This window comes from Uliginosibacterium gangwonense DSM 18521, from assembly GCF_000373965.1.
GTDB classification, from domain to species: Bacteria; Pseudomonadota; Gammaproteobacteria; order Burkholderiales; family Rhodocyclaceae; genus Uliginosibacterium; species Uliginosibacterium gangwonense.
Map to the genome: position 1 here is coordinate 25137 of NZ_KB892845.1, position 15561 is coordinate 40697.

Annotated in this window: 12 protein-coding genes; 6 read left to right on the top strand and 6 right to left on the bottom strand. The window is 53.1% G+C overall.

Going from position 1 to position 15561, the window contains the following annotated elements:
• Positions 1-186: 186 nt before the first annotated feature.
• The 5 genes from B145_RS28105 (at position 187) to B145_RS0111430 (ending at position 11284) form a co-directional block, all read left to right on the top strand.
• Positions 187-345 (top strand): DUF3309 family protein, encoded by a 159-nt coding sequence (locus B145_RS28105; RefSeq protein ID WP_083917727.1) that lies wholly within the window; start codon positions 187-189, stop codon positions 343-345.
• 143 nt (positions 346-488) lie between these two features.
• Positions 489-821, top strand: a complete 333-nt coding sequence (locus B145_RS0111415) for an ElaB/YgaM/YqjD family protein (RefSeq protein ID WP_018607441.1) — start codon at positions 489-491, stop codon at positions 819-821.
• A gap of 114 nt (positions 822-935) precedes the next feature.
• Positions 936-1250, top strand: coding sequence for a BON domain-containing protein (locus B145_RS0111420; protein WP_018607442.1), 315 nt, complete (start codon positions 936-938; stop codon positions 1248-1250).
• A 39-nt stretch (positions 1251-1289) separates the two neighbouring features.
• A complete protein-coding gene (locus B145_RS0111425) occupies positions 1290-2201 on the top strand; it encodes a YihY/virulence factor BrkB family protein (protein WP_051082582.1) in 912 nt (303 codons plus the stop codon).
• Positions 2202-2887: 686 nt separating this feature from the next.
• Complete coding sequence (locus B145_RS0111430) at positions 2888-11284, top strand: glycoside hydrolase family 94 protein (protein WP_245541853.1); 8397 nt, start codon at positions 2888-2890, stop codon at positions 11282-11284.
• Between the two features lie 311 nt (positions 11285-11595).
• Here B145_RS0111430 and B145_RS0111435 read toward each other — a convergent pair whose 3' ends face one another.
• The 5 genes from B145_RS0111435 to B145_RS0111455 all read right to left on the bottom strand — a co-directional run bounded on the left by B145_RS0111435 (position 11596) and on the right by B145_RS0111455 (position 14063).
• Positions 11596-12126, bottom strand: coding sequence for an RNA polymerase sigma factor (locus tag B145_RS0111435; RefSeq protein ID WP_026259060.1), 531 nt, complete (start codon positions 12124-12126; stop codon positions 11596-11598).
• A gap of 3 nt (positions 12127-12129) precedes the next feature.
• Entirely contained in the window at positions 12130-12339 is a 210-nt protein-coding gene (locus tag B145_RS0111440; RefSeq protein ID WP_018607446.1) for a YgaP family membrane protein, read from the bottom strand.
• Positions 12340-12472: 133 nt separating this feature from the next.
• Positions 12473-13201, bottom strand: a complete 729-nt coding sequence (locus B145_RS0111445; protein ID WP_018607447.1) for a cytochrome c biogenesis CcdA family protein — start codon at positions 13199-13201, stop codon at positions 12473-12475.
• A complete protein-coding gene (locus B145_RS0111450) occupies positions 13201-13593 on the bottom strand; it encodes a thioredoxin family protein (RefSeq protein ID WP_018607448.1) in 393 nt (130 codons plus the stop codon). The genes B145_RS0111445 and B145_RS0111450 overlap by 1 nt, the downstream gene beginning before the upstream one ends.
• A gap of 38 nt (positions 13594-13631) precedes the next feature.
• Positions 13632-14063 carry a c-type cytochrome gene (locus tag B145_RS0111455; protein ID WP_018607450.1) on the bottom strand — a complete coding sequence of 144 codons (432 nt, stop codon included), beginning with the start codon at positions 14061-14063 and terminating at the stop codon, positions 13632-13634.
• 305 nt (positions 14064-14368) lie between these two features.
• Here B145_RS0111455 and B145_RS0111465 point away from each other — a divergent pair, with 305 nt between their 5' ends.
• Complete coding sequence (locus B145_RS0111465) at positions 14369-15163, top strand: DUF6969 family protein (RefSeq protein ID WP_211209817.1); 795 nt, start codon at positions 14369-14371, stop codon at positions 15161-15163.
• 156 nt (positions 15164-15319) lie between these two features.
• On the opposite strand, the gene B145_RS0111470 is transcribed toward B145_RS0111465, so the two are convergent.
• A partial coding sequence (locus B145_RS0111470; RefSeq protein ID WP_018607455.1) for a transposase occupies positions 15320-15561 on the bottom strand: 242 nt, incomplete at its 5' end.

Genomic DNA, 15561 nt, shown 5'->3' on the forward strand with positions numbered 1-15561 from the left:
TACGTACAAAAGGGTAGCGCAAAAAACTATTCAAATCTCTAGAGCTGTGTAACACAAACAAATTTTATAAATTGTGTTCGGTAGCGCACTGATTGAATTTCTTGAAAATGTTTATATGTAAATTAGGTTGTTATTATTTTGATATTCTCTGTACTGCGTCCTATTTTACTATTTGAGGAGCATCTGATGAGCCTAGGAACATTGCTTCTATTAATTCTAATCCTGATGTTGGTGGGGGTTCTGCCCACTTGGTCACATAGCCATAGTTGGGGGTACATGCCTAGCGGGGGGGTTGGCGTTTTGCTCGTCATTGTCATTGTGCTGCTGCTAACAGGGCGTTTGTAATGATCAAGCCTGCAATATATGAGCTTCTATGCCCGCATTGATTTCGATTTGTACGCTGACGCACAGATAGGGTTCAGAAAGACCTGCATGATGTGCTGAGGGTTGGTTATGTTCAAAAATTTTCCAAATAATAAGGAGGTACCATGAGTACCGAACCCAGCTTGAGTTCCATTGGAGTTGAAGCACGGAAGGATGCGCTAATGAAGGACATAAAAGTGGTGGCAGAAGATGCGGATAGCTTGATCAAGGATGTTGGTAATGCCACCGTTGAAGAGGTGTCTGCGACACGCGCAAATATTGAAAACAGTATTGGCGCGGTCCGAACAAAATTACATGATGTCAGAACGACTGTCGGTCACAAGGTGGGATGTGTAGCAAATTGCACACATGCTTATGTCAATCAACATCCGTGGAAATCTATTGGGCTCGCATCGATAGCCGGGCTGATGATTGGATTTCTGCTTCGTCGCCGTTAAACTTCTTACCTTAATCACCCTGATGTTGCCTATTCCGTGTCCTGCCCAGTCAGGCCTCGCGCAAATGAATTTCTTTGCATTCACGACATCTTATTATCTCGGGAGATCCTCATCATGAAACTAATCAACAGGCTTCTTTCTGTGTTATTCCTTGCTTTTGCCTTGAGCATCGTTATGGGCTGTGCGTCTACTGCCAAACAGGAAGGTACCGGCGAATATATCGATGACAGCGTAGTAACCACGAAGGTCAAGACAGCAATTCTAAATGAGCCAAGCCTGAAAGTTAACGAAATCAACGTTGAGACTTTCAAGGGAATTGTCCAGCTAAGCGGCTTTGTTAACACCCAGGCTGCTGTGAACAAAGCGACAGAGGTCGCGCGCTCAGTGGGTGGGGTGAAGTCCGTAAAAAATGATATACGTGTTAAATAGAGGATGACTAATCGCGGGGCTCTTTCAGGCTTAAGGTCTTTGGGCAACCCGCGCAGTGTTGTCTATTGTTCAGAATATCCTAAGCCTGTTTGGCTATGGCGGTTACTGGCCATACTCAGTGAGTCGGTCACTTCATGGATCAGCCATCGCGCAGGAAGTAAAAGTGCAGCATTGGCGTTTTACACTTTGTTTTCCATGACACCGATCCTGTTATTGGCAATAGCAATTGGTGGGCGCATATTCGGTGCTCAAGCAGCACAGGATGAGATTGTGGCACAAGTACACAGTTTGGTTGGCCCTAACGGTGCTCTTGTAATTCAGGCATTACTGGCGGCGGCAGCGGATACTTCTGCAGGACTGTTGGCAACTCTGGTCGCCAGTGTTGTGCTTCTGGTTGGAGCCACCAGTGTGTTTGTCGAGCTTAAAGGTAGTCTTGATGAGCTCTGGGGCATCAATGCTCGCCCGGCTGCATTTAGCGTGGTATTTCTCAAAACGCGGCTTTTATCTTTTGGGATGGTATTGGCACTGGCTTTTCTTCTCCTCATTTCGCTGGTAGTGAGTGCCGCGTTGGCTATGTTAGCCCATTACACGAATAGTGCTTCGGGCTACATAGCCTCTCTTTTCGCCTCCATAGCCTCCCTGATCTCATTTTGTGTGATTGCTGGCTTGTTTGCCGTGATCTATAAAACGCTACCTGATGCGCTACTGTCATGGCGTGACGTATGGATTGGGGCTGCCTTTACTGCGGGTCTGTTCAGTCTGGGCAAGCATGTGATCGGCCTATATCTTGGCAACAGTGGGGTCGCATCAAGTTTTGGCGCTGCCGGGTCACTGATTGCACTGCTACTCTGGGTCTATTATTCGGCACAAATTTTCTTTCTCGGTGCGGAATTTACCCGACTATACGCGTTGGCTTGTGGCAGTTTGCACCGAAAAACATCAAATATGTAGTTGTGTCTCAAGTGGGCTAGGTTCAATTTTGTATGTACGGTATCGAACAGACCGTACGTTTAAAATGAACTATGGTGAAGGCGTGGACGAAAGCCTATTGTCATCTTCCTGGGAGATTGTCATGCTCCCGATCCCCTTGGCTATTTCTCGGCATTTTTTGTTGAGTCGGTGGTCAGCACGTATACTTCAATTGCTGCTTAAGGAATCGTCTTTCGCGACCTGATTCACATCGCCGAGACCTCCCTTTCTGGAAAGGATCCACTAAATTGGGCGCCGGCAACACTGTCGTCAGGCAATGGTTTCCTTGGAGCACCGTGCTTCTGCGTGGAGTGTGGTCAAAAATCTCCAGCATAGAAGAGCCGCCGTTGCGTGCAGAACTCTTCAGTGCAGACCAGATGGAGCAGCACGGTAGGGCCCTTGCAGCAACGCATGCGCTTGCCTTGGGGCGTGGGCCAGATCTGCTGTTGCCGCGCCTTGCTGAAAACGAAGCGGTGTTGATCGGCGTTTGCAATGTGTTAGCGGGAGTCGTGACTGCCAAGAGTCGAATTACACCGGCTGCTGGCTGGTTACTTGATAATTTCTATCTGATCGAAGAGCAGATCCGTACCGCCAAGCGGCATTTACCCAAGGGCTACAGCCGTGGGCTTCCACGCTTGGCACAAGGGCCATCGGCAGGGCGACCACGTATGTATGACATTGCGTTGGAGATTATTTCCCACGGCGATGGTCGCGTCGATATTGAGGTTCTCAGCCATTTTGTGGAGGCATACCAGACCGTAACGGACCTTACCTTGGGAGAATTGTGGGCAATTCCAATCATGCTTAGGTTGGCCGTGATCGAAAATCTGCGTCGGGTTGCGATGCGGATTTCAGCGGGCTGGAGTGCGCGTGATCTGGCCAATTCATGGGCTGACCGAATGACGCAGATCATTGAGGAAGACCCCAAAAGCCTGATCCTGATTGTTGCCGACATGGCACGTTCCGATCCTCCTATGGTCAGTGCCTTTGTGGCCGAACTGGCGCGCCGCTTGCAGGGCAGGGGGCCAGCGCTGGCATTGCCTTTGACCTGGATTGAGCAGCGATTGTCTGAGTCGGGGCTGTCAATCGAATTACTCGTCCAGTCTGAAAACCAGCAGCAAGCAGCGGATCAGGTATCCATCAGCAACAGTATTGGCAGCCTTCGCATGCTGGGGGCCATAGACTGGCGTAATTTCGTTGAAACAGTCAGCATCGTTGAGCAAATTCTGTGTGAAGACCCTGCGGGCATATACGCCAAGATGGATTTTCCCACCCGAGATCAGTATCGCCATGCCACTGAACGTATTGCCAAGGCTGGTGTTATGGCCGAAAAGGAAGTGGCTCGCAAAGCGATTGAGCTGGCTTGCGCAGGAGTGGTAATTGATGAGAGTACCGAGTCGAATGCTTACATGGGTCATGTGGGTTATTTTCTGATTGACAAAGGGGTTCCAGAACTGGAGCAGTTTGCGCGAGTGCATCTATCCGTGGGCACTTTGATACGTCGTGCGATGCGTAAGGTCCCTTTATCGCTTTATTTGGGCGGGGTCGCACTTGTTTCGCTCATGGCTACGCTGTTACTCATGGTGCAGTTGCCTACGGCAGGCTTGGAGGAATGGATATTGTGGTCGGTCGGTAGCATTGCGCTCATAGCAGCCAGCCGCTTAGCGGTAGCTTTGGCCAACTGGGTGAGTAGTGTAATAGTCGCGCCACAGTCATTGCCAAAAATGGATTTTTCCAAGGGCATACCACCACAATGGCACACTCTGGTGATTGTGCCCACCATGCTGACCAGTGTTGCAAGCGTAGAAAATTTGATTGAAGCGCTGGAAGTACGCTTCCTAGCCAATCAGGACAAATATTTGAGTTTTGGTCTGCTCACCGATTTCGCCGATGCAGATCGTGCTACCTTATCTGAAGACGAGCCTATACTGGCATTGGCAAAAAATAGAATAAATAAGCTTAATGACAAATACTTTGCCAGTGATAGTGAGTATGCCCAGGGTGGTGTTTTCTTTCTCTTTCATCGCCCACGGTGTTGGAATCCACACGACAAGATCTGGATGGGCTATGAACGCAAGCGGGGAAAACTGGCGGCATTGAACGCTTTCCTGCGCGGAGGTGGTCAGGACGCCTTTACACTTGTCGTCGGTAACACTGCATTGTTGGGTGATGTGAAATATGTCATCACGCTGGACACGGATACGCAGTTGCCCCGTGATGCGGCGCGGCAATTTGTCGGCGCCATGGCACACCCTCTGAATCAACCACATTTTGACGCAACAAGGCTGCGTGTCATTAAAGGGTATGGAATTTTGCAGCCAAGTGTCGCTATCAGCTTGCCAAGTACCAATCGTTCACGCTATGCCCGCCTGTATGGCGGAGAACCCGGAATTGACCCCTATACGCGTGCTGCATCAGATGTTTATCAAGATGTATTTGGCGAAGGTTCCTTCATCGGTAAGGGAATCTATGATATTGATGCGTTCGAGCAGGCTGTAGGGGGATGTTTCCCTGAGAACCGGATACTGAGTCACGATTTACTCGAAGGCTGTTATGCACGCTCGGGGCTGCTAAGCGATGTGCAGCTCTATGAGGATTACCCAACTCGCTATATGGCGGATGTCTGCCGACGTTACCGTTGGATTCGTGGCGATTGGCAACTGGCCAGTTGGCTGCTGCGACGTGTTCCGGCAGGAGGCGCAAGTAGCTGTCAAAATCCGCTCTCTGCTTTGTCACAGTGGAAATTGCTTGATAATCTGCGCCGCAGTCTTGTACCTACGGCACTGATGGTCTTGTTCTTTACCGGGTGGTTGGTATTGCCACAGGCATGGGTTTGGAGTGCTTCTGTGCTGAGTTTCATATTCATCCCGTCTTTGTGTTCACTCATTCGTGAGCTGCTGCGCAAACCCGAAGAGGTGATGTTCAGGCAACACCTTATGGCGTTGGCACACTCAGCTTCCCGCCATTTTGGCCAGATGTTTTTTGAACTTGCGTGCTTGCCATATGAAGCTCTTTTCAGTCTGGATGCAATTGTTCGAACGCTCTGGCGCGTGGCAAGGGCCCGAGGGCATTTACTTGAGTGGAATCCGTCGAGCAACGACAGCAGCGTATTTGCCCGCAATGCGTTCCTTAGCACTGTCCGCAAGATGTGGATCGCGCCGGTGTGCGCTGTGTTAGGGAGTATCGCGTTGCTTTTCATGCAACCGGTATCCTTGCCGGTTGCTGTCCCATTCCTGTTACTATGGTGTATTGCGCCTCTGTTTGCCTGGTGGATAAGCCTGCCATTGCAGCCTCACCAAGCAGCCCTATCGTCGGAGCAATTACTTTTCCTGCGTTGTATTGCTCGCCGCACCTGGGCCTTCTTCGATGGCTTTGTCAGTCAGGAAGACCACTGGCTGCCGCCTGACAATGTACAGGCGTATCGTGCGGTTGCGGTGACTCATCGCACATCTCCCACCAATATGGGGCTGGCGTTACTGGCGAACCTATCAGCATATGATTTTGGCTATATTTCTAGCGGTAGCCTGATTGAGCGGAGTACCAATACCCTGCATACGATGAAGACCTTGGCTCGACATCGCGGGCACTTCTTCAACTGGTATGACACCCTTACGCTTCAACCGCTGCCGCCGCTCTATGTATCAACAGTGGATAGCGGAAACCTTGCTGGTCACCTATTGACCCTACGTGGCGGACTTCTTGCGCTGAGCGCTCAACCGATTCTAGGAGGGCAGCTGTTTGAAGGGCTGAGCGATACGGTGAGGATTCTTTCGGAAACCTTGGGAGATGCTTTTGCAACAACTATTGTGCGCGTGAAGGCATCCCTTGCCTCTATACAGCACCATCCACTCAATACCTTGAGTGCTGCACATCTGTCACTTGTCGATTTACTTCAGCATGTAAAGACACTGAATAACCTGCTTCCAGGAAATGCCCTTCCTACGGAAGCACTTGGGATGGAAATCATCGCGCCCGAACATGAGGCGGCTGCCTGGCAGATGGCACTTGTCCAACAGTGCCAAGAAGCGCTGAACGATCTCGAAGCCCTGGCCCCTTGGGTGCAATTACCCGTTCCACCAGTAGGGCTGGAGGTGTTTCTCCGCACAGCAAATGTCGTCCCAAGCCTGCGTGCGCTATCGAAGCTGGATGATGTGCTGTGCCCCGCAATTGCAAGCCGGCTCGATCAAGGCGTTGATCCGGCTCAACGTATATGGCTTGAAAGCCTAGATCGAACTGTACTCACCGGTAGTCAGTGCGCCCGAGAACGCATCCTGGCGCTGGAGGCACTGGCGCAGACATGTCTTGAGCTCTCGCATATGGATTACGAGTTCCTGTTTGACAAGGCTCGTCGATTGCTCTCTATTGGCTATAACGCCGGGGAGCGTCGAGTAGATGCGGGCTATTATGATTTGTTGGCTTCTGAATCCCGGCTCTGCAGTTTTGTTGCCATTGCACAGGGGCAATTACCGCAAGAGAGCTGGTTTTCATTGGGACGTCTGCTTACGAGCACTGGGGGGGATCCGGTTTTGCTATCGTGGAGCGGCTCAATGTTTGAGTATCTGATGCCATTGCTGGTGATGCCAACCTATGACAATACGCTGCTCGATCAAACGTGTAAGGCCGCTGTTGCAAGACAGATTGAATACGGCCATCAGCGCGGTGTGCCCTGGGGGATTTCTGAGTCTGGCTACAACACGGTCGATCTGCATCTGAATTATCAGTATCATGCATTTGGTGTGCCGGGGCTTGGGCTCAAGCGTGGGCTGGCAGAGGATCTTGTTATTGCGCCTTATGCTTCTGCAATGGCTTTAATGGTTGATCCAGAAGAGGCTTGCCGGAATCTTCAACGGATGGCACAGGATGGGTTTGTTGGTAAATACGGATTTTTTGAGGCGATAGACTATACCCCAGCCCGACAACGCCGGGGACGTTCCTGCTCAATCGTGCGTTCCTTCATGGCGCACCACCAAGGCATGAGTCTGTTGGCCTTGGCGTATTTGATTCTGGATCGCCCTATGCAGAAACGGTTTGAATCGGAGGCTCAGTTTCAGGCTGTCATGTTGTTGTTGCAGGAGCGGATTCCGAAAGAACCCGCCTTGTTTTCACATACAGCCCAACATTTTGATCTGCGGTCAAATTCTGCAGCGGAAACCTCAATTCGGGTATTTGACAACCCAACCACCGCTATGCCCGAAGTTCAATTGCTATCAAATGGCCGTTATCACGTCATGGTAAGCAATGCTGGAGGAGGTTACAGCCGCTGGAAAGATCTGGCGGTTACGCGTTGGCGTGAAGACAGTACTTGCGACAATTGGGGAAGCTTCTGTTACATCCGAGATGTGGCAAGCGGCAGGTTCTGGTCAACCAGTTATCAGCCTACGCTCGAAATGCCAGAACGCTACGAAGCGATCTTCTCCGAGGGGCGCGTTGAATTTCGTCGTCGTGATACTTCGAATTATGGCGAAAGTATATTTGATACCCATACCGAAATTGTTGTATCTCCCGAAGATGATATTGAATTACGTCGTGTGCACGTCACGAATCGTTCACGCCACCAGAAACAAATTGACCTGACAAGCTATGCTGAAGTCGTCATAGCGTCTGCTTCTGCCGATGCAATGCATCCCGCGTTCAGCAATCTATTTGTGCAGACCGAGATTCTTCAGGACCGACACGCAATTCTGTGTACCCGTCGCCCCCACTCGGTTGGGGGACAGTCGCCTTGGATGTTGCATCTGATGGTGGTGCGCGGTTGTGTTATCGGTGAGGTTTCTTTCGAGACGGATCGGTCGCGCTTTATCGGCCGTACTTGTAACGCTGCTAACCCGCAAGCGATGCGTAGCGCTGGCGCTCTTTCCGGTACTGAAGGTTCGGTACTCGACCCGATTGTGGCAATCCGCTGTCGCATCACACTCGAACCAGAACAAACGGCCATCTTTGACATTGTGTCGGGCATGGCCGATACCCGCGATATAGCCCTCAGCCTAGTTGAAAAATATCAGGACAGGCATCTTGCAGACCGTGTGTTTGATCTGGCATGGACCCATAGCCAGGTGGTCTTGCGTCAGCTCAATGCCAGTGAGGCTGAGGCCCAACTGCATTCACGCTTGGCCAGTTCTGTCATCTATGCAAATGCTGTGTTGCGCACAGACCCTGCTGTGATCGTCCGTAATCGTCGTGGGCAGTCTGGCCTATGGGGCTATGCGATCTCAGGCGATTTGCCGATTGTGCTGCTCCAGATCGGGGATGCCGCCAACATCGATTTCGTTCGACAACTCGTGCAGGCGCATGCGTATTGGCGCCTTAAGGGGTTGGCGGTGGATCTGGTGATCTGGAATGAAGATCACGCCGGTTATCGACTACGCCTGCAAGAGCAGATCATGGGGTTGATCGCCTCCGGGATTGGGGCCAGCTTGATTGATCGGCCCGGGGGGATCTTTGTTCGTTCTGCAGACCAGATATCAAATGAAGATCGGATACTGTTCCAGTCAGTTTCCAGGGTGGTGATCTCTGATGGGCGTGGCTCGCTTGTTGAGCAACTTGATCAGCGTGGGCAGCCAGAGCCACGTGCGCCTCGCTTCGTCCCCAGCAGGTACGCTCAGGCAGAACATCCGGATGGCAAGAACCACGCGCGCGAGTTGCTGCTTTTCAACGGGCTGGGTGGTTTTACGCCTGATGGTCAGGAATACGTCATTACGCTCGCATCTAGTCAGACAACCCCGGCACCCTGGGTTAACGTACTGGCCAACCCACAATTTGGCAGCGTTATCTCTGAAAATGGCGTTTCCTATACATGGATGAACAATGCGCATGAGTATCGGCTTACCCCCTGGAACAATGATCCTGTGAGTGACCTTAGTGGGGAAGCCTTCTATCTCCGTGATGAAGAAAGTGGTCATTACTGGTCACCGTCACCCTTGCCAGCACGTTCAGCAACCCCTTATGTTATTCGACATGGCTTTGGCTACAGTGTTTTCGAGAACACCACAGGAGGGATCCGTTCCGAGTTGTGGGTCTACGTGGCGTTGGATGCTGCGGTGAAATTTTCTGTACTCAAGCTTTGTAATGAATCTTCCCGACCACGAAAACTTTCGGTTACCGGATATGTGGAGTGGGTATTAGGGGACTTGCGGGCAAAATCGGCTATGCATGTGAGTACAGAGATCGACCCTCACACGGGGGCTGTGTATGCAAGAAATGCCTATAACACTGAGCTTGCAGACCGTGTTGCCTTCTTTGATGTGGATGACCTCACCCGTACTCTTACAGGAGATCGTACTGAATTCATCGGGCGCAACGGCTCGTTGCGTAACCCAGCAGCAATGAGCCGCACACGCCTGTCTGGCAAGGTAGGCGCAGCGTTGGACCCTTGTGCAGCAATTCAGATTGAACTTGAACTGGCAGAAGGGCAGGAGCGAACGATTGTTTTTCGCCTTGGTGCTGGACGCAATGCCGAAGATGCGGGAGCGTTGGTTCAACGTTTCCGCGGCACACTCGCTGCACGAGGCGCGCTCGAAGCGGTCCAGCGTTACTGGAGGGGCATACTTGGGGCCGTGAAGGTCGAGACCCCGGACCCCGCGCTCAACGTACTCACCAACGGTTGGCTGATTTACCAAACCCTGGCCTGCCGTATCTGGGCACGTAGCGGCTACTACCAATCTGGCGGTGCCTACGGTTTTCGAGATCAGCTGCAGGATGTGATGGCACTTGTGCATGCAGAACCCGCCTTGGTACGCGCACACTTATTGTTATGCGCGAGCAGGCAATTCCAAGAGGGCGATGTTCAGCATTGGTGGCATCCCCCAACTGGACGCGGAGTGCGCACACGCTGTTCTGATGATTACTTGTGGCTGCCTCTGGCAGTCTGCCGATATGTCACGAGCACGGGCGATTTTGCCGTGCTTGACGAGCAGGTGTCTTTTCTGGAAGGTCGCCCCGTAAATCCGGAGGATGAATCCTATTATGACCTTCCTGGACGCTCTGCTGATGTGGCTAGTCTCTATGACCATTGCGCCCGTGCAATTCGGCATGGTCTGAGGTTTGGTGAGCACGGACTGCCGCTGATCGGCTCTGGCGACTGGAATGATGGCATGAATCTGGTGGGCGTCCATGGCAAGGGGGAGAGTGTCTGGTTGGGATTTTTCCTCTGTGAAGTGCTGCAACAATTTTCTGTGCTTGCGCAAGCACATGGCAATATTGTCTTTGCCGAAACATGCACAGCAGCGCATGTGAATCTTCGTACAGCGATTGAGCTGACTGGTTGGGATGGTGAGTGGTATCGCAGAGCCTATTTTGACGACGGAACGCCTCTGGGAGCGGCAAATAACGAAGAATGTCAAATAGATTCCATATCACAGAGCTGGTCAGTGCTCTCTGGCCCTGGAGATGTGTCGCGTTCGAGCATGGGTATGGAGGCTGTCTATAAACGCCTCGTGCGCCACAGTCATGGGCTGGTCCAATTGCTTGATCCCCCTTTTAGCGCATCCGGGCTTGATCCAGGTTACATACGTGGCTACGTGCCAGGGGTGCGTGAAAATGGCGGACAATACACCCATGCCGCAATCTGGGTGGCGATGGCATTTGCTAAATTAGGGCAGGGCAGGCGAGCTTGGGAGGTATTCAACATGATCAACCCTGTCAATCATGCCAGAACGATCGAAGGGGTCGCCACCTACAAGGTAGAACCTTATGTGGTGAGCGCAGATGTCTATGCAGTCGAACCGCATATCGGTCGCGGTGGCTGGAGTTGGTATACCGGATCAGCTGGCTGGATGTATCGGCTGGTGGTTGAGTCCCTGCTTGGCTTGGTTCGTGAGGGGAACACACTTTATATGCGACCTTGCATGCCTAAAGAATGGATTGGCTTCAATTTTACATATTCTTATCGAGAAACTGATTACAAAATAATCGTGTCGCTCATCGATGATAAAAGCATGGTGAATGGGGATTTCATTCAAATCAAGGTCGACGGTATTTTGCAGCTAAAGCCTTGCCTTACTTTGATAAATGACAAGAGTACTCATGAAGTCGACGTATATGTCTTGCCAGATTCAACTGAAATATGAGTCTAGGCTGCTCGGAATTTTGTAACCCGGGATGTTGAGTTGAGGCCGTAAGTTTGCCTCTTTCACAATTTCTGATTGCCTCCATCAAACAACCAATTTTTGCGTTTAATACATGAGAAGGAGGTTGATCATATAAGCCCTCATATAATAATTGGCCTCAAGTCTTGATGGCGCTATGGAACAGGAACACTCGTTAGTCATTCGTCATTAACAAGCTTGTCGTAGATATCAATGTCCGAGTCGTTTCGCGCTCACCCAGGGGCGACCTATGATCCGACGGAAAGAAACTGCTGGTCAGCACGTGACGCCGATCAGTTGTCTGGGCTCAGCAGATATTCCCGCACGAGTTCGCGCGCGCGATGTAGCCGACTCTTGACCGCCCCTGGCTGCTCCCCAAGGCGCTCGGAGATTTCCGCGATGGTCAGCTCTTCAAAATCCCGTAGCAACACGATTTCAAGGTAGTGAGCAGGCAACGATTCGAGCGCGTGCGCGAGGTCAATTCTCAAGGCCTCATCAGTGCGGTAGGTCAACAGCTGCTCGGCCACCTCGTCTTCCAGTGGCTCATGCTTGAACATCATGCGTTCGAGCTTACGGCACTCGCGCTTGATGACGATGAACAACCAAGAAGAAAACGCCACTGCGGCTTTCAGGCTTGCGACCCTGCGTGAAATGATCAGCAGCGATTCCTGTACAGCGTCATCAACGTCACTGGCATGACAATGCCTGCGGGCATAGCGGCGGGCATCCGCCTGGCAGACCGCGAGCAGACGGGTGATCGCCGTTTGGTCGCCCGTCTGAGCCGCCAAGATTAGATTCTCTCGTTCGATCACGCTTGTCGCCATGGTTCAGTGCCCCTTATCGAGCTTGCGGCCCACCATGGCGCACATGGGGCAAAAACCCACCAAACCGGTCATGGCAAGCATAGCTCCCATGATGCCTGCACCGACGGCCAAGCCCGAGGTACCCCAGTTCATGGCGGCGAACACGAGCGCCACCACACCTATGACGATGCGCAAGATACGTTCCCAGTTGGGGACATTCTTCACGTAGAACATTTCAATCTCCTTTGGCGGTTGCGAGAGTTTGAGGACATCCCTCGCTTGCTAAGAGGAAACGAGCCAACAAAACGGTTCGCAAGTGACTGAAAAAAGTGCGCCCCTATACGGTTGTAGCCTGTATGACGCCGCATCAAAAGCGTGTTGTCAATGCAGTCAGCCAAGGCGGAGACATCTCGACCAGCCAAGCCTCCAGTGGCTTGTCGGCTCCAGTAAGAATCAGCGCTGCAATGGCCACCATGATGGCTCCCAGCGCAATCTTTCCTGTTTTGCCTGCCTGCATCAGCTTGCCACGTACCTTCATCATGGCGGCACGCGAGAGGTAGGCAAGGCCAACGACCGGCATGGCCGCGCCGATACCGAAGATACCCATGAGCAAGGCAATCTGCGGTAGATGCGAGCCCTGGCTGGCCAACACGACAGCAGCACCAAGCGTCGGACCGACACAGGGGCTCCAGATCACGCCCAAGGCCAAGCCGATGACAAACTGTCCTCTGAGGCCGTTGAGATTGAGCCGAGAAATGAAGGTGTTGCCTGCATCCCCAATGCTGGAGGTCGCTGACGCAAAGCGCTGTTGGAGACTGGCAGACATCAACACCAACCCGAGCAGGCCCAGGATTGCAGCCCCCACATTTCGGATGATGGAGACATCAATGCCAATGGCTGTGCCTGCCCACGCGATCAGCGTTCCGATGACGGCATATGACAGGGCCAGGCCACCCGCGAGGGCCAGTGGCGCGCGGGGATGTGCCGTCGTGGCCGAGCCCAACAGAATAGGCAGGATGGGCAGTACGCAGGGCGACAAAGTGGAGAGCAGCCCGGCCAGTAGACCGAAGCCATAGGAGCCGAGCCCGAACTCCATCAGTAGCCCGCCTTCTTAAAGATGTTCTCAATGCCGGCAGGCGTGGTGTCACCAACCGAACGCGCCATTTCCTTGCCGCCCTTGAAGGCGATCAAGGTGCTTTGCATATTCACTTTGAATTGCTTAAGGACGGCCTTGTCGGCGTCGAAGTCCACCGCCAGAATCGCCACATCCTTGTAGGCAGGCTGCTTGGATAGGTTCTCGACAATGGGCTTCTGGGCCTTGCAGGTCGGGCACCAGGTGGCAGACACATCCACCACGACCGGCTTGCCGTCATGAGCCAGTTTGTCGAAGTCTTGCTGGGTGAAGGGTTTGGGCTCAGCAGCGGATGCAATGGCTGCCCACAACGTGAGCGCAGTCATAGAAATGGCGAGGACGGCGGATCGTTTCATGGTGTTCTCCTTGGGATGGGTTGGTGGGGAAAAGTGAATCAATAGGCTGGCTTGAAGGTCTTTTGCAGCTCAGCCACATAGGTGGTCAGGTTGGCCAGCTCTTTGGAATTCCATGGCAACAGCTTGGCGGCCATGGGTATGACCATGCAAGCTTGCACCATCTCGTCTAGGTTTACACTCTTGAGGCTAAGCCGATCACGTGCCATCACCACCATGTGAGGGTACGGCTTGGCGAAGCTGGTCGAAAAAGCGCCATGGTTGGCGTGGCAGGAGGCGCACGACATCCCATTGGTAGAGAGCTTCGTGTCGTTGAACAGCACCTTCCCCGCTTCGGGATCGCCCTTCAAGGGTTTGTAGCCAGAAGGGCGGACGGTTGATGCCGCCAGATTAGTTTGTGCGAACGCCATGGACGCTGCCAGGGCAAGCCCGGTGGTGATGAGCACGCGCCGAGCAGTTGAGTCGAGTTTCATAGGAAGCCTCCTTTCACGGTGGTTGCCAACTAAGAGGTGGTGGAAGATCAAAACGGTTCGCGGCTGAAAAATTATTCTCGCGACCGCGAATCCGAACGCAACCATGCCGCCTCTTAGCAAGCGAGGACCATCCTCAACCATCCATCTGTTAAGGAGAACTGTATGAAGACCCAACTGAAACTGGCCTCGCTGGCTGCTCTGACCGCCGCCACCCTGGCGCTGCCCGCGGCAGCCCAAGAGGTGGCGACTCCGGTCAAGTGTGCACCCGTCGCCATGGCGAAATGTGGTGCGAAGTGTGCACCAAAATGCCATGCCAAAAAGCACCCGGCCAAGAAGGCTGCCAAGTGCGGGGCCAGCAAGTGCGCCCCAAAATGTGCTCCCAAGTGTGCGCCAAAGAACTGACCTTCATGAAGAAGGCGCAGCCACGCTCACCAAAGCCCGATAACCGTCTGGCGACGGCCGGGCTGCGCCTGCAGCAGACCTACGCAGGCCTGGCCGAGCGTGGCGAGCACCTGCTGGGTCAGTTGCTCAAGGGGGAGCCTCCCCGGCAGTGGACACACTACCCGGAAGACGACGCCATCGATGCTACCAGCAGCTATCAGTGGTTCTACCACTCACACAGCCCCGAGGATCGACCGGACGCGGTGGAGCATGGGCACGTCCACCTGTTTGTGCGAAGACCCCTATGGGGCAGAAGGCTGTACTCAAGATCGGAGCGCGCGTTCGCTGAACTGTGTGGCAACCCGTCCGCCAGTCCGGCAACACGGCATCTGCTCACCATCGGCTTCGACGCGAAGGGCCTGCCGATCTCGTTGTTCACGGTCAACAGTTGGGTGACGGGCGACCTGATGCTGGGAGCCGACCTGACCCTGGAACTGCTCTCGTCGATGAAGCTCGCCACCGGGCATCCCGAGGTTGATGCTGTCATCGAATCGATCGCCCAGCTCTGCGAACCCGAGTTGTGGGAAGTGATGCGGCGGCGGGATGACGCCCTGCGGCCGCATCAAGCTGCCAACAAGCTGCAAGACGAAACGCTGGAACTGCTCTCGGAAGTCCGCATTGATCTGGACGCTAAGCTGTGTGCTCTCATGAGTGATTAGGCAGTCGGGATAACAACATCCCAGTCTTAAGAGCAAGTGTTGATAGTGATGGCGGTACGAAACTCAGCTTGTGAGTTTCCATCAGCACGCAATACCCCACAAGGTCGAGATCGGGATATGCGGCAAATGTACCCACGGTGCTACCTAAGAACCTGTTCACGATCTTTTGAGCAAAAGCGCCAGGAATGCAAGATGTATGAACTGCAAGCTTGTGTTGAGTTTGCGCTCGCAGTTCTTCCACAAACGCCTACATTTTTCGATCCAGGCAAATGACCGCTCAACCACCCAGCGCTGGGGTAGGACAGCAAAGGTATGCAACTGGTTGCGTTTGGCGATTTGAACCTTGGCGCCCAGAAGTTCTTCAACGGCCTTGGCAAAGGGGTGGCCGACATACCCTC